The following is a 22,289-nucleotide window of genomic DNA, read 5'->3' on the forward strand; positions in this document are numbered from 1 at the left end:
GGTTTTCCTGCGGTTTCGGGGGTGTAAAGCGGAATTTCCTACGGTAGTCTGAATGGAATCGAGCTTTTATTTCGGCAAAGGGCGGGTGTGACGGTGGCCACAGTGAAAGATCTTCGGCGCCGGCGCCCGGTGGACCTCGACGACGTCGACCGGGGACTTTTGCGGATGCTTTCCGAGAACGCCCGGAGGACCAACAACTCGCTCGCGCAGGAGTTGGGCATAGCGCCGTCGACCTGCCTGGCGCGCGTCAACGCCCTCCGGGAGTCCGGCGTCATCCGGAAATTCACCGTGGACATCGACCCCGAGGTGCTGGGCCACGCGCTGGAGGCGCTGATCTTCGTCCGGATCCGGGCGGGGGCGCGGCACCTGATGTCGTCGTTCGCCGAGGAGATCCGCGCGAAGCCGGGCGTCACCCAGCTCTTCTTCCTGGGCGGCACGGACGATTTCCTGATCCACGTGGCCGTCAAGGACTCCAACGACGTGCGCCAGTTTGTGCTGGACAACCTCTCCGCCAACCCCGCCGTCGCGTCGACGCAGACGTCCCTGGTGTTCGAGCATTCGCACGGCCTGGTCCCCTGGGTATAGCTACCAACGAGTAGTTCACCTGCCATGTCTGGTGTTGCCGTGGCGAGTGTGAAATGACTGAAGGCACAACACCCCACGAAGGAGCATTGATGGCGATTCCGAACACCGACCTGCGGCTCAAGGCCGTGCTCGATTTGCTGAGCGCTGCCGCCACGGAGGGCCTCCCCGTCAACGCCGGGACGGTCCTGGCCGAAGCCCTGGTACAGGTCCCGCCCACACCCCAAGAGGCCGAGCTGCTCAGCGGAGGGATTCCCCGCGGGCACAAGAATCTGACCACGGCGACCGCCCGCCTGGTCAAGGCCGGTTGGATGGTCAAGGGCAGGTCGGGCTGGAGCGCCACCGAGCTGGGCCAGCGGGCCACCGTGGCCTTCCCGACGGCGCAGCGCTTCGCCGAGGCGTTGGCGGCCGGGACGCCCGTGCCGGAGGGCACCCCGCTGCCCAAGCCCGCCCCCAAAAAGCGTCCGACCCGCGCGAAGGCCGCGCCGGAGTCCGGCCCGAAGTCCGCCTTGCCCACGTCCGCCGCGCCGAAGCGCACGCGGAAATCCACGGCGGAGGTCGCGGCCGTGGCCGAGGCGCCCTCCGGCGCGGATCCAGTAGCCGGCACCACGGCCGCCGCGGACGTCCCGGACGGCCAGCCGCGGTCCGTGGCGCTCGCCGGCGACTTCGCGACGCACTTGGGCGCGGGAGAGAACTGGAACCCGGCCACCGACGTCGTGCAGATGGCCTTCGATCCGGCCGAGCTGCGCTGGAAACTGGCGGTTGACCTGCCCGCGGGGCGCTACGAGTACAAGGTGGTGCTGGAGAACTCCTGGGAGGAGAACTACGGCGCCTTCGGCGTGCGCGACGGCGCCAACCACGAGCTTGAGCACGCCGGCGGAACGGTGCTCTTCGCCTACGACCACAACGCGCGCGACGTCGTCGTGGCCTAGGCTCCGGCCGCACCGCAGGCGGGAATCACCATCGCCTCACACCACCAGGTTCGCCCGGCGCCGTCGCGCCGGGCGAACCTCGTCACGTGGTGCGGCCGCGCGTCCCTATAGTCTGGGGACAGGCACGACTCGGCCCGGCATGGGCCACGCGCATGACTGAAACACGATGGCTTGGAGATTTCATGGAAGTTTGGCCCGGCGACGCCTATCCACTCGGCGCGACCTACGACGGCAACGGAACCAATTTCGCCCTCTACAGCGAAGTGGCCGAATCCGTTGAGCTTTGTCTCTTCGACGACGAGGGCGAGGAAACGCGCGCCACCCTGACGGAGGTCGACGGCCTCGTCTGGCACTGCTACCTCCCGCAGATCATCCCGGGACAGAAGTACGGCTTCCGCGTGCACGGCCCCAACGACCCGGCCTCCGGGCAGCGGTGCAACCCCAACAAGCTGCTCCTCGACCCGTACGCCAAGGCGGTCCACGGCGAGATCGACTGGGACCAGGCCCTCTTCGGCTACAACTTCGGCGACGAGGAGTCGCGAAACGACGATGACTCCGCCGCGCACATGATGCTCGGCGTTGTGGTCAGCCCGTTCTTCGACTGGGACGGCGACCGCAAGCCCAAGACGCCGTACCACCAGTCCGTGATCTACGAGGCCCACGTCAAGGGCTTGACCGAGATGCACCCGGACATCCCGGAGGAACAGCGGGGCACCTACGCCGGCGTCGCTCACCCCTCCGTGATCGCGCACCTGCAGAAGCTGGGCGTCACGGCGCTCGAGCTGATGCCCGTGCACCAGTTCGTCAACGACAGCACGCTGCAGGACAAGGGGCTCTCCAACTACTGGGGCTACAACACCATCGGCTTCTTCGCCCCGCAGAACACCTACAGCGCCACCGGCGACACCGGCCAGCAGGTGCAGGAGTTCAAGGCGATGGTGCGCACGCTGCACCTGGCGGGCATCGAGGTCATCCTCGACGTGGTCTACAACCACACCGCCGAGGGCAACCACCTGGGCCCCACGCTCTCCATGCGCGGCATCGACAACGAGTCCTACTACCGGCTGATGGACGACGACAAGCGCTACTACATGGACTACACGGGCACCGGAAACTCGCTGAACGTGCGCAGCCCGCACTCCCTGCAGCTGCTGATGGACTCCCTGCGCTACTGGGCCACGGAGATGCACGTCGACGGCTTCCGGTTCGACCTCGCCTCCACCCTGGCGCGCGAGTTCTACGACGTGGACAAGCTCTCCACCTTCTTCGAGCTCATCCAGCAGGACCCGGTGGTCTCGCAGGTCAAGCTGATCGCCGAGCCGTGGGACATCGGCCCCGGCGGCTACCAGGTGGGCAACTTCCCGCCCCAGTGGACCGAGTGGAACGGCAAGTACCGGGACACGGTCCGGGACTTCTGGCGCGGCGAGCCGTCGACGCTGGGCGAGTTCGCGTCCCGCCTCACCGGCTCGGCGGACCTGTACGAGCACTCCAGCCGCCGCCCGGTGGCGTCGATCAACTTCGTCACGGCCCACGACGGCTTCACCCTGCGGGACCTGGTGTCCTACAACGACAAGCACAACGACGCCAACGGCGAGGACAACAACGACGGCGAGTCCCACAACCGTTCCTGGAACTGCGGTGAGGAGGGCCCGACCGACGACCCGGAGGTCCAGGCGCTGCGCGCCCGGCAGCAGCGCAACTTCATCGCCACACTCCTGCTTTCACAGGGCGTGCCCATGATCGCCCACGGCGACGAGCTGGGCCGCACCCAGAACGGCAACAACAACACCTACGCCCAGGACTCCGAGCTCAGCTGGATCCACTGGGACGAGGTGGACCAGCCGCTCCTCGAGTTCACCGCGGCGGTCAACAAGCTGCGCGCCGAGCACCCCACGTTCCGGCGCCGGCGCTTCTTCGACGGCCGCCCCGTCGAACTCGAGGACGGCGGCAAGCTGCCGGACATCGAGTGGCTGGGCGCCGACGGCCGTCCCATGAAGCCGGCCGACTGGGACGCGGACATTGCGGCGTCCATCGGCGTGTTCCTCAACGGCAACGGCATCGCCGGGACGGACAGCCGGGGGCAGGAGATCCACGACCTGCACTTCCTGCTGTTCTTCAACCCGCACCACGAGGACGTCGACTTCAAGCTGCCGCCGAAGACCTACGCGCCCAAGTGGGACCAGGTCATCGACACGGCCGGAGCCTACGCGGACAGCGAGCCGGTCGACGCCGGCACGTCGGTGACCGTCGTCGGACGCTCCATGTTGGTGCTGCGCGCCCACGAGCTGGAGGAGGCGGACCCGGACCACTCGGTGGCCGCGTCGCTGGCCGCCCTCGCCGGATCGAAGAATCGAGAGACGTCCGCATGAAGACTCCGCTGAGCACCTACAGGCTGCAGATCCGCCCCGGTTTCACGTTGTACGACGCCGCCGCGGTGGTGCCGTACCTGCGGGAGCTCGGCGCAGGCTGGGTCTACCTGTCGCCGATCCTGACCGCCGAGGAGGGATCGGACCACGGGTACGACGTCACCGATCCCACCTCTGTCGACCCCGCGCGCGGCGGGGCCGACGGGCTGCGGGCCCTCTCCGAGGCGGCCCACGCCGCGGGGATGGGCGTGCTGGTGGACATCGTCCCGAACCACATGGGCATCGCCACGCCGCGGCAGAACCCGTGGTGGTGGTCGCTGCTGCGCGAGGGGCGGGAGTCCCGCTACGCCGAGGCGTTCGACGTCGACTGGGACGCGGGCGGCGGGCGGATCCGCCTGCCGCTGCTCGGAGACGGCGACGGCGAAGACGGCGAGCTCAAGCTCGTGGCCGGCCCCGGCGGGTTCGAGCTGCACTACTACGACCACCACCTCCCGGTGGCCCCGGGCACGGCGCGGGACGGCGACGACCCCCTGGCCGTGCACGACCGCCAGCACTACCAGCTGGTCAACTGGCGCCGGGCGGACAGCGAGCTGAACTACCGCCGGTTCTTCGGCGTCACGACGCTGGCGGGCCTGCGGGTGGAGGTGGACTGGGTCTTCGACGAGTCCCACGCCGAGGTCAAGCGCTGGTTCGACGAGGGGCTCGTGGACGGCCTGCGGATCGACCATCCGGACGGCCTGGCCGACCCGGCCGGCTACCTGCGCCGCCTGCGCGAACTCACCGGCGGCGCCTACGTGCTGGTCGAGAAGATCCTCGAGCCGGGCGAGCGGCTGCCCGAGGACTGGGAGTGCGAGGGCACCACTGGCTACGATGCACTGGCCGACGTCGACCGGCTTTTCGTTGACCCCGCGGGCCGCGAGGTCCTGAGCGAGGTCGCGCAGCCGGAGCGGTACGCGCCGATGATCCACGAGACCAAGCGGGCCATCGCCGACGGGCTGCTCCGCTCCGAGGTGCTGCGCCTGGCCCGGCTGGTGCCGAGGGACGCCGGGCTGGACGCGGAGACCGCGGCCGACGCGATCGCCGAGCTCCTGAGCTGCTTCCCGGTGTACCGCAGCTACCTGCCGGTGGGTGCCGAACACCTCGAGGAGGCCGTCATCGCGGCGCGCGTCCACAGGCCGGACCTCGCCGAGACCATCACGGCGCTGCACCCGCTGCTGGCCGTGCCCACGGGAACCAGCGAGCTGGCCACCCGGTTCCAGCAGACCTCCGGCATGGTCATGGCCAAGGGGGTGGAGGACACCGCGTTCTACCGCTTCACGCGGCTGACCTCGCTCAACGAGGTCGGCGCGGACCCGTCGGTCTTCGCGATCGAGCCGTTCGACCTGCACACCAAGTTCGCCGCCCGCCAGCTGGCGAGCCCGCTGTCCATGACCACGCTGTCCACGCACGACACCAAGCGCAGCGAGGACACCCGCGCCCGGATCAGCGTGCTCTCCGAGCTCCCCACCGAATGGGCGGAGGAGTTCGCCCGGCTGGACGCGCTGTCCCCGCTGGGAGACCTGCCGTTCGCGGACCTGCTGTGGCAGGCCGCCGTCGGAGCCTGGGCCATCTCCCGCGAGCGGGCCCACGCGTACGCCGAGAAGGCCGCGCGGGAGGCCGGGAACAGCACCACCTGGACCAACCCGGACACGGAGTTCGAGCGGGGCCTGCACGCGGCCGTCGACGCGGCCTTCGACCACCCCGAGGTCAACCGGATCCTGAACGAGCTGGTGGACCGGATCAAGGACGCCGGCCGCTCCAACTCGCTCTCCGCCAAGCTGGTGCAGCTCACCATGCCGGGCGTGCCGGACGTGTACCAGGGCACCGAGCGTTGGGACCACTCCCTGGTGGACCCGGACAACCGGCGGGCCGTGGACTTCGAGCGGCGGCACACCACGCTGAGCGCCGTGCGGGACGCCCCCCCACCGGCGGTCGACGACAAGGCCGCAGCCAAGATGCTGCTGATCAACCGGGCGCTGCGGCTCAAGCGGGAGCGTCCGGAGTACTTCGCGGGCTACGAGGCGGTCGCCACCGAGGGCGACGCCGCCGAGCACGTGTTCGCGTTCGACCGCGGCGGCGCCTTCACCCTGGTCACCCGCCTGCCCGTGGGGCTGGAGCGCGCCGGCGGCTGGCGCGACACCCGCGTGCTGCTGGCGGCCGGCGAGTACCGCGACGTGATCACGGGGCGCGTGCTGACCAGCGACGGGACGCTGCCCGCCAAGGAGATCTTCGCCGTCTATCCCGCGGCGCTGCTGGTGCGAGAGGAAACCGCATGAGGAAAAGGTTCGACGTCTGGGCGCCGGCCGCCACCGGGGTGGAGCTGCTGGCCGACGGATCCGCGCTCCCCATGTCCGCCGCCGGCGGCGGCTGGTGGACCCCGGCCGGGCCCGCCCCCGAGGGCGAGGTCGACTACGGCTACCTGATCGATGGCGATACGGCGCCGGTGCCGGACCCGCGCTCGCGGCGCCAGCCGGACGGCGTGCACGGACTCTCGCGCACGTTCGATCCGGCCGCGCACGTCTGGACCGACGGCGGATGGTCCTCGCCGGGACTGGCCGGCGGCGCGATCTACGAGCTGCACATCGGCACCTTCACGCCGGAGGGCACGCTCGACGCCGCGGCCGGGAAGCTGGGCTATCTGGCGGACCTGGGCGTGGACTTCGTGGAGCTGCTCCCGGTCAACGCGTTCAACGGGACCCACAACTGGGGCTACGACGGCGTCCTTTGGTACGCCGTGCAGGAGACCTACGGCGGGCCGGAGGCATACCAACGGTTCGTCGACGCCGCCCACAACCACGGGCTGGGCGTTATCCAGGACGTCGTCTACAACCACCTCGGCCCCAGCGGCAACTACCTGCCGCGGTTCGGCCCCTACCTCAAGCAGGGCGACGCGAACACGTGGGGGGACTCCGTCAACCTCGACGGGCCGGACTCCGACGAGGTGCGCGCGTTCATCGTGGACAACGCGCTGATGTGGCTGCGCGAGAACCACGTCGACGGGCTGCGGCTGGACGCCGTGCACGCGCTGCGGGACGAGCGCGCCGTGCACATCCTGGAGGAGATGGCGGCCGCGACGGACGCGTTGGCCGCGGAAACGGGCCGACCGCTGTTCCTCATCGCGGAGTCGGACCTGAACAACGACCGGCTCATCCAGCCTCGGGACGTCAACGGGTACGGGCTCGGCGGCCAGTGGAGCGACGACTTCCACCATGCCGTCCACGTGAACCTCACGGGTGAGACGGACGGCTACTACGCAGACTTCGACTCCGTCGGCGCGCTCGCGAAGGTGCTGGGGGACGGCTTTTTCCACGACGGTGCATGGTCCTCCTTCCGCGCCCGCCACCACGGGAGGCCGATCGACCACGCGCGCGTCGCAGCCCACCAACTGGTGGTGTGCACCCAGAACCACGACCAGATCGGCAACCGCGCCGCGGGGGACCGGATCACGGCCACGCTGGGCTTCGACGACCTGGCGCTGGCCGCCGTCCTGAACCTCACGTCGCCGTTCACCCCGATGCTCTTTATGGGCGAGGAGTTCGCGGCCTCCACGCCGTGGCAGTTCTTCACGTCCCATCCGGAACCGGAGCTGGGCAAGGCAACGGCGGAGGGCCGGCTGGCCGAGTTCGAGCGCATGGGCTGGGACCCGGCGGTGGTCCCCAACCCGCAGGATCCGTCCACGTTCGAGGACTCGCGCCTGGACTGGTCCGAACCCGGCACCGGGGACCACGCCCGGATGCTGGGCCTCTACAAGGACCTGCTGGCCCTGCGCAAGGCGGAACCGTCCCTGCGGAATCCGTCCTGGCCGGACGCCGTCGACTTCGACGAGGCCGACCGCTGGCTGGTGCACTACCGCGGCGGCACCGCCGTCGTCCTCAACCTGTCCGGTGACGAGCGCCGTGTCCCGCTGCGCGCCGGCGCGGACTCCGTCCTGCTGAGCACCCGGGACGTGGGCGGCGACGCCGGTTCGGCGGCGGGTGCCGAGGCGGCGATCACGCTGCCGGCCAAGTCCGCCGCCGTGATTCGCCTGGCCTAGCCGCCGGAAAGACTCCTCGCCCGTCCCCGGCGCGTGCCGGGTGCGGTGTTGGATCCGCGTCCCAGCGGGCCCCACTGGTGTCCATGGACTTCGCGACAGCCCTGGGCATCGGTGTGCTGGCCGGAATGGGCGTGGCCATGCCGCTCGGGGCGATCGGCGTGCTCCTCGTCCGGGAGGGGGCCACGCGCGGCTGGGCCGGATCCATGCCGGCGGCCGCGGCCGTCGCGACCGTTGACGTGCTGTATTGCGTCGTCGCCGTGGCGGCGGGCTCCGCCATCGCGCCGGCGGTCGCGGCGTGGTCTCCGTGGCCGCAGCTCGTCGGCGGGGCGGCGCTGCTGGCCATCGCGGTCCGGGGCCTGCTGGCCGCCCGCCACCAGGTTGACGACGGTCCGGACCCCCGGCCGGGACGCGCCGGTGGCTGGCGCAGGTACGCCGTGTTCTTCGGCCTGACCGCGATCAACCCGGCAACCCTGCTGTACTTTGCCGCCCTTGCCGCGGGCCTCGGCGCCGTGATGGCATCCGCTGCGACGGCGGCGGCCTTCGCCGCCGGGGCGGGGGCCGCCTCCCTCGGGTGGCAGCTGGTGCTCGTCGCCTCCGGCGCGCTGCTGGGCGCGACGTCCGGCGGCCGGCTGAAACGGTGGACGCCCGTCGTCGGCAGTGGCGTGGTAGGCGCCCTGGGTGTGCTGATGCTCGTTGGCGCCCTGCTCTGAGGCGGCCGCGCCGCCCCGGCGGCCTAAGTGTGCGGCCGCAGCCGTTGCGCGACGTCGCCGAGAGCGTCCAGGGAGGCGAAGAGCGCCGCCCGGTGTTCGGGGGAGAGCTGCTCCAGCACCTCCTCGAGGGAGCCCGTCACCGCGCTGTCGATGCTGCGCTTGTTCTCCCGCGCCAGCGGCGTCAGGTAGAGCAGGGACTTCCGCTTGTCCGAACGGTCGGGAGCCTTCTCCACCAGCCCGCGGCCGACGAGGTCGCGGACCGCGGAGGAGACGTTCGACGGCTTGATGTCCAGCGCGGCCCCGACCTCCGTGACGCCGGGGCCGTCGTGATCCTCCAGATAGCCGAGGATGGCCCGCTCCGTCGCGGGCAGCGGCTCCAGCCCCGCGCGAAGGGGGCCTTTGCGCTGCACCCACCATGCCAGCTCCAGGAGAGCCTTCGCCGCCTCGTGTACTTTTTCCATGCCACCAATTTTGCTATCTAGACATACATATGTCAACATAATCGAGCCGCCCAACGAAAGTGAACCGATCCACCATGACCACCTCCACCAAAACAACGGTGTCCCTGATGACCATGCTGGCGCTGCTCAGCGCCCTGGGCCCCTTCGCCATCGACATGTACCTGCCGGCCTTCCCGCAGATGATGCGCGACCTGGACACCAGCGCGGCGACGATCCAGCTCACTCTCACCACGTTTATGCTCGGCATGGCGGTCGGCCAATTGGTCATCGGGCCGCTGTCGGATCGTTTCGGACGGCGGAAGCCGCTGCTCGTCGGCGCGTGCGCATGCCTGGCCGCGAGCGCTCTGTGCGCCGTGGCGCCCAGCGTGGATTTCCTGATCGCCATGCGATTTGTCCAAGGCTTCGCCGGCGCGGCCGGCGTGGTCCTGGCCCGCGCCATCGTCTCGGACTCCGCCCGCGGAGTGCACGCCGCCAAGCAGTTCGCCATCCTGATGGCCGTCGGCGGCGTCGCGCCGGTCCTCTCGCCGCTGGCCGGAGGCGGAGTCATCGGCTTCGCCGGATGGCGCGGTGTGTTCTGGGCGCTGGCAATCCTGAACCTGCTGATGGTGGTCGGCTCGATCCTCATCGTCAAGGAGAGCCTGCCGGCGGAACGGCGCAGCAAAGGCGGCGCCAGGGAGCTCTTCGCGAACACCGGCCGCGTGTTGGGCAACCGGCGCTACCTCGGCTTTACGTTCGCGTTCGCGTTCTCCATGGCCGCGATGTTCGGCTACATCTCCGCCTCGCCCTTCGTCTACCAGGACATCCTCGGCCTGAGCACCACCGCGTTCTCGGTGGCCTTCGCGCTCAACGCGCTGGGCATCACGATCACCAGCATCATCGGCGTCAGGCTGGTCGGCAGCCTGGGCCCACTGCGCATGACGTACATCGGGGTCTCGGCCCTGGTGGTCCTCAGTGCCATCCTGCTGGCGGTTGTTTCGCTCGGAAACACCCCCCTGGTGCCCACCGTCGTGGTGCTGTTCCTGGCGATCTCCTCGCTGGGCCTGATCTTCGGGAACGCAGCGGCCCTGGCCACGGAACAGGTCAAGGAGTATGCGGGCAGCGGGTCCGCGATCATGGGCGCGCTGCAGTTCACCCTGGCCGCCGTCGCCTCGCCGCTGGTGGGCCTCGCCGGCGAGGGAAGCGCCGTGCCAATGGCGATCGTGATGCTCGTTGCCGGAGCCATTGCCCTCGTGAGCCTCGTTGCGCTCACCCGCGGCCCGGCTGCGGAACGGGACGCCGACGCCGTCGAACGGGATCCGGAGCCGGCCCACCTGCGCTGAGTCCAGAAATACACGCGGAAACCGGCACTAATTTTCCGGGTGCGATCGGGTCTACCGTGGTGATAGCGGCCCGCACCGGCCGGGCCGATGGCATGAGGAGAACATCACCATGACTGTCACGCCACCCGTCGCGGAATGCACCGTGGACAATTGCTCCTTCAACGACCACTCCCACTGCGAGGCCGCGGGCATCACCATCGGCGGCGCGTCCGACCACGCCCAGTGCGCAACATTCGTGGACACCGGGACGCACGGGGGGCTGCCGAAGGTCCTGTCCTCGGTTGGCGCCTGCCAACGCGGGGAATGCGTCCACAATGACCGCCTGATGTGCACGGCGAGCGAAATCCATGTGGGGCCCGGGGCGGACAACGCCGATTGCCTGACCTACAAACACGCCGTCTAGAAGCGTTGGGAAGCCCGCCCGCGGCGGAGTGGTTGTTCAACAATTCCTTGCGGAGATTGTTGAACAACCTGTAGGGTTCTCTGAAACAACCCTGTGACTGTCGTCACCGCACCGGACGGATACTCCCATGGCAGAGACCGGCACCAACGAGCCCGGCACCAAAATCAACCTGAGCCACTCGGCCAGGCGCACCGCCCTCCTCGGGGCGATGTTCCTGATGGCGACCAGCGCCATCGGCCCCGGCTTCATCACCCAGACCACGGTCTTCACCGTCCAGCTGGGCGCGGCGTTCGCCTTCGCGATCCTGGTTTCCATCCTCGTGGACATCGCCGTGCAGATGAACGTGTGGCGCGTCATCGGCGTCTCGGGACTCCGAGCACACGAACTCGGCAACAAGGTCCTCCCCGGCATCGGCTGGTTCCTTGCGGCGCTGGTGTTCATCGGCGGGATCGTCTTCAACATCGGCAACATCGCGGGGACCGGCCTCGGCGTCAACGCCATGATGGGGCTGGACCCCAAGATCGGCGGCGCCGTTTCTGCGCTTATCGCCATCCTGGTCTTCGTGAGCAAGAAGGCCGGCATGGCGCTGGACCGGATCGTTGTGCTTCTCGGGGCCGTGATGATCCTCCTGATGATCTACGTGGCGATCGTGGCCGCGCCCCCGCTGGGCGACGCCCTGAAGAACACGTTCCTTCCGGAGAAGGTCGACTTCCTGATCATCACCACCCTCGTCGGCGGCACGGTCGGCGGCTACATCACGTACGCGGGCGCCCACCGCATGCTGGACTCGGGCGCCACCGGTGTGGAGAACGTCAAGCACATCACGCGCAGCTCGATCCTCGGCATCCTTGTCACGGGCATCATGCGCGTCCTGCTCTTCCTCGCGATCCTCGGCGTCGTCGCCGGGGGCACGGTCCTCACGAGCGACAACATGGCGGCCGAGGCCTTCGGAGCCGCCGCCGGCGAGATCGGCATGCGCCTCTTCGGCGTGGTCCTCTGGGCCGCCGCCATCACCTCGGTCATCGGCGCCGCGTTCACCTCGGTTTCCTTCATCACCACGGCGAAGACGCCGGAGCGCACCCGCAACCTGATCACCGTGGCCTTCATCGCCGTGTGCGCCGTCATCTACCTGTTCCTCGGCCAGGCCCCGCAGCAGCTGCTGATCTTCGCCGGCGCGTTCAACGGCCTCATCCTGCCCGTCGGCTTCGCGATCCTGCTGTGGGTCGCCTGGCGCCGCCGCGACCTGATGCAGGGATACGCCTACCCCAAGTGGCTCCTGATCCTCGGCGTCGCCACCTGGCTGCTGACCCTGTTCCTGGGCTGGAGCTCGCTGGCCGGCCTCGCGAAGCTCTGGGCCTAGCGGCATGGGCCGCCCGGGCACCGGCGTCGTGCTGCCGGAAAACCATGCCGACCTGACGCCCGCCGCGGCCCGTGCCCTGTTCCGCGCGGGCCTGGTGGCGCCGACCGCGGGCGTCTCCCGCGGCCACGCGCAGGCGAACCTGATCATTGTCCCGAAGGCTCAGGCGTTCGACGTCCTGCTCTTCGCCCAGCGCAACCCCAAGCCGTGCCCCATCCTGGGTGTTCTCGACGCCGGCGAGACCACGGGGCCGCTGCTGGCCGGTGGGGACATCCGCACGGACGTGCCGCGATACACGGTCTACGAGGACGGCGTCCTGGTCGACGAGCCCACCGACCTCACCGCCCACTGGCGCGGGGACCTGGTGACGTTCATCGTCGGCTGCAGCTTCACCTTCGAGTCGGCGCTGATCGACGCCGGCATCCGCATCGCGCACATCGACCAGGGCGTGAACGTCCCGATGTACCGGACGGACCGACGCTGCGCTCCGGCCGGGGCCATGGCCGGGCCGATGGTGGTCTCCATGCGGCCGATCCCGGCGTCGCAGGTGTCCGACGCCGTGCGGATCACCTCGCGCTACCCGGCCGTCCACGGGGCGCCCGTGCACGTCGGAAACCCGCACGAGCTGGGCATCGCGGACCTGGGCAGGCCGGACTTCGGTGATCCCGTGGCCATCCCCGACGGGCACATCCCCGTGTTCTGGGCGTGCGGTGTGACGCCGCAGGCCGCCGTTATGGAATCCCGCCCGACCCTGGCGATCGGGCACGCTCCCGGCCACATGCTCATCACGGACGCGCGGGACAGCGACTACCTGATCCCCTAGGCGGACCGCCGGTTACGGGAGGATGGCGAGCGGCAGCATGCGTTGCGCGCAGGAGACCCGTTCAAGGGTGGCGCCGGCCCCCGGAGATCCGCCTCGGGACACCCGGTTGTTCTTGCCCGTGTCGTCGCACCAGTCGACGTCGGCCGGGCCGGCCTCGACGAACCCCGGTCCGGCCGCCGCGTCGCGGGGCACCACAAAGGCGACGCTGAACCCGCCGTCGTCGCTCATGGGCCCGCGCCGGGTCAGGACGGCCCTGCCGGTCGAGTCGTGCAGTGTCAGTTCTACCTCCGCGTCCTCGCCGTAGCGCGGCCGGCAGTCGGCGTCCGGCGCGCTCACGGTGACAGTGTCCCCGGGCGCCGCCCGGGCGGGGGACACGGAATAGGGCGGCGGGAAGCACGGGCCCGTGAAGGGCGGAAAGCCGTTGCACGCGGCGAAAACGGGCGCAACGAGCAGCACGACCATCACGACCCAAAAGACGCGCCAGAGTGGCCTCATAACATCAGTGTGCGCCCAGGTGGCCCAACAGTTCCGCCTCGGCGGCGTCGAGGTAGGCGCGGAGGCCCTCCGCCGCCTCGGAGCGGCGGCCGGCGCGCAGCCTTCCCACCAGCTCCACGTTGCGGTTCACGTAGTGGCTGTGGAAGTCCGGGGCCGAGGCCATGGCGTGGAACACCAGACGCATCTTGGCCAGGACGCGGTCCATCAGCAGTTCGAGGGTGCCGCTCCCGGTGAGCGAGACGACCGCCCTGTGCAGCGCCTGGTTCGCGTCGGCCATCTCCGCCACGGAGCCGGCGTCCCGCGCGGACACGGCCCGGGCCACGATCGAGTCCATGGCCCCGAGCGCCTCGTCGGTGACCTCGCCCCACAGCGCGGCGGCCGGCTCGATCATCCGCCTCACCCGGTAGATCTCGCGCACGTCGTCGGCGCCGGGGGAGGCCACGAACACGCCGCGGTTCGGGATGCGGTCCACCATGGATTCGCCGGCGAGCACCGTGAAGGCCTCGCGGAGGGTGTTGCGGGAGACCCCCAGCGCCGTCGACAGCGCCTGCTCGGAGAGCTTGGACCCCGGCACCAGACGCCCCTCGGCGATGCGGGAGCGGAGCACGGACGCGATCCACGCCCCGGTGTGCGCGTGCTCGGCGGCAGCGGTCTCCAGGTTACCCAGCATGGCGTTCATCGGCATGGCGTCCAATCTACCGGCCGCCGTGGGCGCCCCGGTCCAGCGTTTCGACAAAGCAAACCGTCCCCGCCCCCCGTTTCGACGAGGGCAGATGCCCGATTCCGACCGGATCCGGGCATCTGCCCTCGTCGAAACGGTGGGGGAGGGCAGCTAGCTTCGTCGAAACGCCGGGCCACGGCGGATCAGGCGATCGTCGCCAGCTGCTCGCCGCGCACGACGGCGGTGCCCGGCTCCTGCCCGCCACGCGCCAGGGTGCCGGCGCGGTGGGCGGCCACGGTGGTTTCCATCTTCATGGCCTCCAGCACGGCGATCGGGGCGCCCGCGTCGACCGCGGCGCCGTCGTCGGCCAGCCACTTGACCAGGTTGCCGTTCATCGGCGACGCCAGGACCTGCCCGTCCCCGGATCCCGCATCCAGCGTGGACTCGGCGTCCGGGCCGGAACCGGCGGCGCGATCGCCCCACGAGCCGCCGCCGCCGAGCAGGGCCGCCAGGAGGCGGGCGGGCAGGCCCAGTTGCACGGCCTTGCCGTCGATCTCCACGGTGATCCGCTCGCGCTCGGCACCCGGAGCCGCCGCGGCGAGCTCGTCGGAGGCCGCCAGTTCCTCAGCGAAGCCGGACTCGATCCAGGTGGTGTGCACGCCGAGCGCGTCCTCGGCCGTGAAGGCCGGGTGGCGCACGACGGCCCTGTGGAACGGGACCACGGTCGGCAGCCCGCGGATGACCAGTTCGTCGAGGGCGGCGCGGGCGCGGCGGATGGCCTGCGGCCGGTCCTCGCCGTGCACGATCAGCTTGGCCAGCAGCGAGTCGTACTCGGCCGGGATGGTGGAGCCGGAGCGCACGCCGGTGTCCACGCGGATGCCCGCCCCGGTCGGGGCCTCGAACGCCTCGACCACGCCCGGCGAGGGCAGGAATCCCCGCGCGGGATCCTCCGCGTTGAGCCGGAATTCGATCGCGTGCCCGCGCGGTTCGGGGTCCTGGGTGAGGGACAGCTCCAGGCCGTCCGCGATGCGGAACTGTTCGCGAACCAGGTCGACGCCGGTGGTCTCCTCGGTGACCGGGTGCTCCACCTGGAGGCGCGTGTTGACCTCGAGGAAGGAGATGACCCCGTCCGGCGCCACCAGGTATTCCACGGTCCCGGCGCCGGTGTAGCCGGCCTCTCGGCAGATCGCCTTCGCCGACTCGTGGATGCGGGACCGCTGGTCGTCGGTGAGGAACGGGGCGGGCGCCTCCTCGACCAGCTTCTGGTTGCGGCGCTGCAGCGAGCAGTCGCGGGTCCCGACCACCACCACGTTCCCGTGGGTGTCGGCGAGGACCTGGGCCTCGACGTGGCGCGGCTTGTCCAGGAACCGTTCGACGAAGCACTCGCCCCGGCCGAACGCCATGGTGGCCTCGCGGACCGCGGACTCGAACGCGTCCTCGATGTCCTCCATGCGACGGGCAATCTTCAGCCCGCGGCCTCCGCCGCCGAACGCTGCCTTGATGGCCACCGGGACCCCGTGGGCCTCCGCGAACGCCCGGACCTCTCCTGCGTCTGCCACGGGGCCGTCCGTCCCGGGAACCAGCGGCGCCCCGGCACGGACCGCGATCTCCCGGGCCGTGACCTTGTTGCCGAGGTCGCGGATTGCCTGCGGGGCGGGCCCGATCCAGCGGAGCCCGGCGTCGATGACGGCCTGGGCGAAGTCGGCGTTCTCGGAGAGGAACCCGTAGCCCGGGTGGACGGCGTCCGCGCCGGAGCGGTGGGCGGCGTCCAGCAGCTTGGGGATGCTCAGGTAGGTGTCCGCGCTGGCGGAACCGCCCAGCGCGTAGGCCTCGTCGGCGAGCCGGACGTGCAGCGCATCGGCGTCTGGGTCCGAGTAGACGGCGACGGAGCCCAGACCCGCGTCGGTGCAGGCGCGAGCGACGCGCACCGCGATCTCTCCGCGGTTGGCGATCAGGACCTTCTTCATGGGTGGATTCCTTCGGGAAGTCGGGCGGCGTGCGGTGGGGCCGTGGATTGGAGGGTGTCGGGGTCGACGACGGCGAAGCGCACCGGCGAGCCGGGCGCCAGTTGCGCGGCGGCGGGCAGGTCCTCCGGCACAACGACGGCGACCACCGGATAGCCGCCCGTCACGGGGTGGTCGGCCAGGAAGAGGACGGGCAGGCCCGACGGCGGGACCTGAAGCGCCCCGGCGACGGCTCCCTCGCTGGGGAGTTCGCCCCCGCGGATCCGCTCCAGCGGTCGCGCCCCGGGTCCCGGCTCCAGCCGGACGCCGATGCGGTTGGACTGGGACGTGGCGGCCCAGGCGTGGCCGGTGAGCGCGTCGATCGCGTCGGGTCCGAACCAGTCGTCGCGCGGGCCGAACGTGATCCGCAGGGTGACCTCGCCGGAGGGGCGCAGCGTGGACTGTTCGGGGTGGCCCACGATCTGGCCTGGGGCCGCCTCGCCGACGCCGAGGACTGTGCCCGGGGCCAGCGGCGGATGCCCGATCCCGGACATGGAGTCCGTGGACCGGCTCCCGAGGACTGCGGGGACGGCGATGCCGCCGCGGACGGCTAGATAGGAGCGCAGCCCGGCGGAAGGCGCCCCGAGCGCGAGCGTCTCGCCGTCCCGCAGCGCGAACGGTGCGCGAAGCGGCGCGGGCCGCGGTCCGCGGGGGCCGTCGATGCCGGCGGGGGTCTCGGCGCCCGCAAGCGCCAGGACCAGTTCGCCCCGGGCGGTGACCTCGAGCCCGCCGAGGAGGGACTCGACGACGGCGGCGCCGGGCGTGTTGCCCACGAGCCGGTTGGCCTGCCGCGCGGCGGTCTGGTCCGCCGCGCCGGAGGCCGAGACGCCGAGGTCGCCGAACCCCGGTCGGCCGAGGTCTTGGATCAGCGACTGCAGTCCGGGGGAGCGGACCTCGAGCGCGGCGGCGTGCTCCCGGGAGTCCGGGACGCGGTGGTCGTCGCGCCCCGGCCCCGCCAGGTCCATTGATTCGCGGACGGCGCGGTAGCGGACGGTGTCGCCAGGGCGGACCAGCGCGGGACGATCGCGCCCCAGGTCCCACATGGCGGCGCGCGTGTGCCCGATGAGCTGCCACCCGCCCGGGGACTGCCGCGGGTAGACGGCGGAGAAGTTCCCCGCCAGGGCCACGGACCCCGCCGGGACCGCCGTGCGTGGAGTCCCGCGGCGGGGAACGTTGAGCGAGGTGTTCTCGCCGACGAGGTATGCGAACCCGGGGGCGAACCCGCCGAAGGCCGCCGTCCAGAGCTGGCCGGTATGCGCGGCAACGACGCCGTCGGGGCCAAGGCCGGTGAGGCGCCCGACCTCGGCGAGATCCTCGCCGTCGTACACGACGTCGATCTCGACCGGTGGGGAGGCTTGGGCGGCGTGCCCGGTCCCGGCGTCGGGCAGGCGGCCCTCGAGGACGGCCCGCCCGCGCAGCGCGTTGGCGCGCGAATCGAACTTGACCAGGACGGTCTCGGCGGCGGCGAGGACATCGACCTGTCCGGGAAGCGGGCTTTCCAGCAGCAGACCGTGGAGGCCGAGGACGGCGTCCAGCGATTCGAGCTCGACGAGGACGGAGCGGGTACCGGCCCAGCGGAAGCCGGCCTGGCTCATACGAAGCTCCGGATCTCGACGCCGGCGTTCTCCAGCCCGGCGCGCACCGCGGCCGCCATGGCCACGGAGCCCTCCGTGTCGCCGTGGACGCAGATGCTTTCGGCGTCCGTGCGGATGACCGATCCGTCCCGGGCAACGATCTTGCCCTCGGTGGCGAGGCGCAGCATGTTGGCCGTGACCAGTTGGTGGTCGTGCAGCACGGCGCCCTCCTCGCGGCGGGACACGAGGGTCCCGTTGGGGTTGTACGCGCGGTCGGCGAAGGCCTCGGAGACGGCGCGCAGGCCGGCGCCCTCGGCCAGCTTCAGGGCCAGCGACCCCGGGAGCAGCAGCAGCGGGAGCTCGCCGCCGAAGGTGCGGACGGCGTCGACGACGGCGCGGGCGTGGGGCTCGTGGGAGAAGATCGCGTTGTAGAGCGCCCCGTGGGGTTTCACGTAGCGGATGGTGCCGCCGGCCGCGCGGGACATGGCGTCGAGCGCGCCGAGCTGGTAGAGGACGTCGTCCGCGAGCTCGGTGGGGGAGCAGTCCAGGAAGCGGCGGCCGAATCCGGCGAGGTCCCGGTAGCCGACGTGGGCCCCGATCGTCACGCCGGCGGCGACGGCCTCGCGGCAGGTCCGGGCGATGGTGCTCGGGTCCCCCGCATGGAAGCCGCATGCCACGTTGGCGCTGGAGACCGAGCGGAAGATCGCCTTGTCGTCGCCTAGGGTCCAGTTGCCGAAGGACTCGCCGACGTCGCTGTTGAGGTCGATGGTGGCCATGGTGATCCCCGTCTCGTTGGTGGTCCTTCAAGCATGCACCAGAGACGCGGATTGTTCAACAATATTATTCGCGGGTGGCCGCGCGTGGTGTTGGCGCGACCACCCGCAACGCTAGATTTCCCAGTCGCTGGCGTTGTCTCCGCCGAACAGTCCGCCCTCGCCGCCGAGGAAGCCGTCGAACAGGCCGCCGGCCTGTCCCGTGATCTCCTCGCCGACGCCCGTCACCTGGTCGCCGATGCCCGCGACGGATTCCTCCAGTCCGCCGAAGCCCTCGCCGAGACCCTCCGCCGCGCCCGCCAGCCCGTCGCCGATGCCGGAGAAGCCCTCCAGCAGGGGGCCGGCGATCGCGGAGCCGATGAACGCGCCGGCTACGCCGGCGAGCAGGCCCGCTCCCAGGCCTCCGGCGGCGCCCGCGGCCATGCCGCCCATGCCCCCGCGGCGGCCGCCAGTGGAACCGCCGCGGCTCAGGATCTTCTCCATAAAGCCCGGGCGTGACAGCTCGGCGCGAGTTGCCGCGCGTGCGAGGTCCTCGGGCCGGTCGGAACGCGGTCGCTCGGCCGGGGGCAGCTGCTCGCCCAGCTCGGTCTGCAGCAGCGCCCGCTGCTGCGGCGTCAGCCGGGAGAAGGCCTCCTGGTGTGCGCGCTCCATGTCCTCCGGCGGGGCAGTGCGCAGCATGTACTTGTACTTGGCGACGGCGGCCTGGTCGCCCGCGGAGCCTTGCCCGGACGGACGCCCAGCCTGCGGCGCCTGGCGGCCATAGGGCTGCTGGCCCTGCGGCTGGCCATAGCCTTGCTGTTGCCCGTAGTTCTGCTGCCCGTAGCCCTGTTGGCCCTGCGGTTGGCCGTAGCCCTGCTGCTGCCCGTACCCCTGTTGGCCTTGTGGTTGGCCGTAGCCCTGCTGCTGCCCGTACCCCTGTTGGCCTTGTGGTTGACCATAACCTTGCTGGCGCGGTTGGCCCGACCGCTGGCCCAACTGCTCCTTGACGTACTCCCCGGCCATTCGCTTGCCCTTCTGGACCAGCTTGTCGAACATGCCCATGATGGTGCTCCTTGCCTCGGTTGGATCAAGCTCTTTTGCCCGACGCTAAGCGCCGCGCCCACCTCGTACAACTCCCCGGCTCCCCGCGCCGTTCCCCGGACCGGTGTGGCGTTCCCGGCTGCGGCTCCCGAAGCCGTCCCGATGGCAGACTTGGGCCGTGGACACTCAAATCATCGTCACCATAGTCGCCGGACTGCTGCTTGTCGTCGCCGCCGTCGGGACCGTGTATCCGATCCTTCCGGGAAGCTGGCTGGCGATCGGCGCACTGCTCGGCTGGGGCTGGATACTTGGCAGCGGCGCCTCCTGGACGGCGGCGATCCTCGGCATGGCCATAGCCGGTGTCGGGTGGGCGGCCTCCGCCGTCCTGACCGGCCGCAACCTTCAGCGGCAGCGGATCCCGAAGGGTTCCATCGCGGTCGCGCTGGCCTGCGCGATCGTGGGCATGTTCCTGATCCCCATCGTCGGCCTGTTCGTCGGGTTCGGCCTGGGGCTCTTCCTCTCCGAATTCGCGCGGCGCAAGGACTTCGGCGCGGCCATGCGCGCCAGCGGGTCCGCGCTGAAGGCGACCGGGATCGGAATCCTGGTCGAGTTCGGGTGCGCCGCGCTCGCGTCGTCGGTGTGGGCCATCGGCGTCGTCTGGCATTTCGCCACGCGCTAACCCTCCCCGGATTCCGGGGCGGTCCCGCCGCCGGCAAACCCGGGCCCGCGCCGCTACCCCTCCTGGTGAATGATCTGGATCAGGTTGCCGCAGGTGTCGTCCAACACCGCGGTGGTCACAGGCCCCATGGCTGCGGGGTCCTGGGTGAAGCCCACGCCGAGCTCGCGCAACCGCTCGAACTCGGCCTGGACGTCGTCCACGGCGAACTGGGTGAACGGTATGCCGTCCGCCACGAGGGCCTCCTTGTACGGCTTGGCGGCGGGGTGGCCACTGGGTTCGAGCAGCAGCTCGGTGCCGTCCGGGTCCTGCGGCGAGACGACGGTCAGCCACCGGTCCTGGCCCAGCGGCACATCGTGCTTCACCACAAAACCCAGCACATCGGTGTAGAACCGGAGCGCCTTCTCCTGGTCGTCGACGAGCACACTCGTCAGGTTGATCCTCATGCGGGTCTCCTTCTGCGTCTGCGCCGCCGGTCGGGCGACCGCCAGCATTCCCTGGCCATCGCCCAATCATCCGCCCAAGCTGTGACAGGTTGCCGCTGGCGCCCTGGTGACGCACCTTCGGACAAGCACCGCGCCTGCGCGGCCCCCGGGGGTCAGCGGATGCTGGCGTACGCGTCGAGCGCGTGCTGCCGGGACTCCTTGAGGTCGACCAGCGGCTCCGGGTAGGACGGCAACAGCGCCTCGGGGACCCACCGCGCGACGTACTTGCCGTCGGGATCGAACCGCTTGGCCTGGGTCTGCGGGTTGAAGATGCGGAAGAAGGGGGAGGCGTCCGCGCCGGAGCCGGCCACCCACTGCCAGTTAGCGGGGTTGCTCGCCGCGTCGGCGTCCACCAGCGTCTCCCAGAACCACTCCTCGCCCACGCGCCAATGGACGCCGAGGTTCTTGACCAGGAAGCTGGCGGCCACCATCCGCACCCGGTTGTGCATCCAGCCGGTCTCCCACAGCTGGCGCTGGCCGGCGTCGACCAGCGGGATGCCGGTCAGTCCGGCCTTCCAGGCCGCGACGGGATCGAGGCCCTCCGGGCGCGAGGACGCCACCGGATCGGCGTCGCCCCGGTTCCGCAGGATGTCCGGCGTCTCCGCCCCCGGCTCCTGGGGCCACTCCCACGGGAACGCGTCGAAGGACGGCCGGAGGTTCTTTGTGGCGAGGTCCGGATGGTGGAAAAGCTGGTGCCAGCAGAACTCCCGCCAGCCGATCTCGCTGCCGAAGACCCCGGGGCCGTCGCCGTCGCCGCGCACGGCCGCCAGCCGGTGCCAGACCTGGAACGGGCTGACGTGCCCCCACCGCAGGTAGGGGGAGAGCCTGCTGGTTCCCGGGCGGTCCGGCTGGTCGCGCCCGTCAGCATAGTCCCGCACCGGGCCGTCGAGGAAGTCATCGAGCACGGCCAACCCGGCCTCCTCGCCGGGGGTCCACGCCTCGGCCAGCCCTGCCGACCAGTCGGGCCGGCTAGGCAGCAGCCCCCAGTCGTCGAGGCGCTCGCCGTCGGGAACCTCGGGCGCCCGCCCGGCCGCGGGCTCCGGCGCGTCCAGCGGAGCCCGAAAGTCCTGCGCGGAGACCGTCCGCCAGAAGGGCGTGAACACCTGGTACGGGTTGCCCTGCCCGGTGCGGACCGTCCACGGCTCGTGCAACAGGGATGCCTGGAAGCTCTCCGCGTGCACGCCGGCCGCCCCGGCCGCCCACTCCTTCACCGCGGCGTCCACCTCCCGCTCCGGCCCGCCGTAGCGGCGGTTCCAGAAGAGGTGGTCCGCTCCGGCCTCCGCGGCGAACTCCGGGACGACGTCGGCCGCCGCGCCCCGGAGCAGCACCAGCGGGATGCCTAGCGCCTCGAGGTCGCCGCGCAGGGACAGGAGCGCGTGGTGCAGCCACCACTTGGCGGCGGCGCCGAGCGGGCGGATCCCCGGCGACGCCTCGTCCAGCACGTAAAGCGCCACCGCGTCGCCGTTGTGGGCGGCGGCAAGCAGGGCGGGGTTGTCCTCGGTGCGCAGGTCGTCGCGGAACCAGACGGCGGAAACCATGGACGCGTCCTTTCGTGGGGGCCGGTGTTCGGAAGTGGT

The 22,289-nt window shown here is 70.9% G+C and carries 20 protein-coding genes; 11 read left to right on the forward strand and 9 right to left on the reverse strand.

Annotated features, from left to right (window positions below; all coding sequences use genetic code 11):
* The first annotated feature begins 102 nt into the window (after positions 1-102).
* From AC3ZJJ_RS17615 to AC3ZJJ_RS17640, 6 genes are all read left to right on the forward strand, one after another.
* Positions 103-585: an Lrp/AsnC family transcriptional regulator gene (locus AC3ZJJ_RS17615; protein WP_489893119.1), complete on the forward strand. Its 483-nt coding sequence runs from the start codon at positions 103-105 to the stop codon at positions 583-585.
* A gap of 89 nt (positions 586-674) precedes the next feature.
* Complete coding sequence (locus AC3ZJJ_RS17620) at positions 675-1,514, forward strand: pullulanase X25 domain-containing protein (RefSeq protein ID WP_489893120.1); 840 nt, start codon at positions 675-677, stop codon at positions 1,512-1,514.
* Between the two features lie 182 nt (positions 1,515-1,696).
* Positions 1,697-3,883 carry a glycogen debranching protein GlgX gene (glgX, locus tag AC3ZJJ_RS17625; protein WP_489893121.1) on the forward strand — a complete coding sequence of 729 codons (2,187 nt, stop codon included), beginning with the start codon at positions 1,697-1,699 and terminating at the stop codon, positions 3,881-3,883.
* A complete protein-coding gene (treY, locus tag AC3ZJJ_RS17630; RefSeq protein ID WP_489893122.1) occupies positions 3,880-6,195 on the forward strand; it encodes a malto-oligosyltrehalose synthase in 2,316 nt (771 codons plus the stop codon). The genes glgX and treY overlap by 4 nt, the downstream gene beginning before the upstream one ends.
* The gene (treZ, locus tag AC3ZJJ_RS17635; protein ID WP_489893123.1) at positions 6,192-7,952 is read left to right on the forward strand and encodes a malto-oligosyltrehalose trehalohydrolase; all 1,761 of its coding nucleotides are present in this window, start codon (positions 6,192-6,194) and stop codon (positions 7,950-7,952) included. Before treY ends, treZ begins: the two co-directional genes overlap by 4 nt.
* An 83-nt stretch (positions 7,953-8,035) precedes the next feature.
* Positions 8,036-8,662 (forward strand): LysE family transporter, encoded by a 627-nt coding sequence (locus AC3ZJJ_RS17640; RefSeq protein ID WP_489893124.1) that lies wholly within the window; start codon positions 8,036-8,038, stop codon positions 8,660-8,662.
* A 23-nt stretch (positions 8,663-8,685) separates the two neighbouring features.
* Here the strand turns inward: AC3ZJJ_RS17640 and AC3ZJJ_RS17645 are convergent, their stop codons facing one another.
* Positions 8,686-9,123: a MarR family winged helix-turn-helix transcriptional regulator gene (locus AC3ZJJ_RS17645; protein ID WP_489893125.1), complete on the reverse strand. Its 438-nt coding sequence runs from the start codon at positions 9,121-9,123 to the stop codon at positions 8,686-8,688.
* A 74-nt stretch (positions 9,124-9,197) separates the two neighbouring features.
* Between AC3ZJJ_RS17645 and AC3ZJJ_RS17650 the strand changes: the two genes are divergently transcribed.
* The 4 genes from AC3ZJJ_RS17650 to AC3ZJJ_RS17665 all read left to right on the forward strand — a co-directional run bounded on the left by AC3ZJJ_RS17650 (position 9,198) and on the right by AC3ZJJ_RS17665 (position 13,025).
* Positions 9,198-10,442, forward strand: a complete 1,245-nt coding sequence (locus AC3ZJJ_RS17650; protein WP_489893126.1) for a multidrug effflux MFS transporter — start codon at positions 9,198-9,200, stop codon at positions 10,440-10,442.
* 109 nt (positions 10,443-10,551) lie between these two features.
* Positions 10,552-10,845, forward strand: a complete 294-nt coding sequence (locus AC3ZJJ_RS17655) for a DUF1540 domain-containing protein (protein ID WP_489893127.1) — start codon at positions 10,552-10,554, stop codon at positions 10,843-10,845.
* A gap of 127 nt (positions 10,846-10,972) precedes the next feature.
* A complete protein-coding gene (locus tag AC3ZJJ_RS17660) occupies positions 10,973-12,205 on the forward strand; it encodes an NRAMP family divalent metal transporter (protein WP_489893128.1) in 1,233 nt (410 codons plus the stop codon).
* 4 nt (positions 12,206-12,209) lie between these two features.
* Positions 12,210-13,025, forward strand: a complete 816-nt coding sequence (locus tag AC3ZJJ_RS17665; RefSeq protein ID WP_489893129.1) for a putative hydro-lyase — start codon at positions 12,210-12,212, stop codon at positions 13,023-13,025.
* A 12-nt stretch (positions 13,026-13,037) separates the two neighbouring features.
* Here the strand turns inward: AC3ZJJ_RS17665 and AC3ZJJ_RS17670 are convergent, their stop codons facing one another.
* The 6 genes from AC3ZJJ_RS17670 to AC3ZJJ_RS17695 all read right to left on the reverse strand — a co-directional run bounded on the left by AC3ZJJ_RS17670 (position 13,038) and on the right by AC3ZJJ_RS17695 (position 19,572).
* Entirely contained in the window at positions 13,038-13,520 is a 483-nt protein-coding gene (locus AC3ZJJ_RS17670) for a hypothetical protein (RefSeq protein WP_489893130.1), read from the reverse strand.
* Between the two features lie 4 nt (positions 13,521-13,524).
* Positions 13,525-14,205: a GntR family transcriptional regulator gene (locus AC3ZJJ_RS17675; protein ID WP_489893131.1), complete on the reverse strand. Its 681-nt coding sequence runs from the start codon at positions 14,203-14,205 to the stop codon at positions 13,525-13,527.
* A gap of 179 nt (positions 14,206-14,384) precedes the next feature.
* A complete protein-coding gene (locus tag AC3ZJJ_RS17680) occupies positions 14,385-16,148 on the reverse strand; it encodes an acetyl/propionyl/methylcrotonyl-CoA carboxylase subunit alpha (RefSeq protein ID WP_489893132.1) in 1,764 nt (587 codons plus the stop codon).
* Positions 16,145-17,779 carry a 5-oxoprolinase subunit B/C family protein gene (locus AC3ZJJ_RS17685; protein WP_489893133.1) on the reverse strand — a complete coding sequence of 545 codons (1,635 nt, stop codon included), beginning with the start codon at positions 17,777-17,779 and terminating at the stop codon, positions 16,145-16,147. The genes AC3ZJJ_RS17680 and AC3ZJJ_RS17685 overlap by 4 nt, the downstream gene beginning before the upstream one ends.
* Positions 17,776-18,534: a LamB/YcsF family protein gene (locus AC3ZJJ_RS17690; RefSeq protein ID WP_489893134.1), complete on the reverse strand. Its 759-nt coding sequence runs from the start codon at positions 18,532-18,534 to the stop codon at positions 17,776-17,778. Before AC3ZJJ_RS17690 ends, AC3ZJJ_RS17685 begins: the two co-directional genes overlap by 4 nt.
* 111 nt (positions 18,535-18,645) lie before the next feature.
* The gene (locus tag AC3ZJJ_RS17695) at positions 18,646-19,572 is read right to left on the reverse strand and encodes a hypothetical protein (RefSeq protein ID WP_489893135.1); all 927 of its coding nucleotides are present in this window, start codon (positions 19,570-19,572) and stop codon (positions 18,646-18,648) included.
* 157 nt (positions 19,573-19,729) lie between these two features.
* Between AC3ZJJ_RS17695 and AC3ZJJ_RS17700 the strand changes: the two genes are divergently transcribed.
* Entirely contained in the window at positions 19,730-20,230 is a 501-nt protein-coding gene (locus AC3ZJJ_RS17700) for a DUF456 domain-containing protein (protein WP_489893136.1), read from the forward strand.
* A 53-nt stretch (positions 20,231-20,283) separates the two neighbouring features.
* On the opposite strand, the gene AC3ZJJ_RS17705 is transcribed toward AC3ZJJ_RS17700, so the two are convergent.
* Together AC3ZJJ_RS17705 and AC3ZJJ_RS17710 are read right to left on the reverse strand one after the other, a co-directional pair.
* The gene (locus AC3ZJJ_RS17705; RefSeq protein ID WP_489893137.1) at positions 20,284-20,673 is read right to left on the reverse strand and encodes a VOC family protein; all 390 of its coding nucleotides are present in this window, start codon (positions 20,671-20,673) and stop codon (positions 20,284-20,286) included.
* Between the two features lie 152 nt (positions 20,674-20,825).
* Complete coding sequence (locus AC3ZJJ_RS17710) at positions 20,826-22,250, reverse strand: cryptochrome/photolyase family protein (protein ID WP_489893138.1); 1,425 nt, start codon at positions 22,248-22,250, stop codon at positions 20,826-20,828.
* Between the last annotated feature and the right edge of the window lie 39 nt (positions 22,251-22,289).

The sequence above is a fragment of the Arthrobacter sp. AOP29-A2-19 genome (assembly GCF_058138025.1).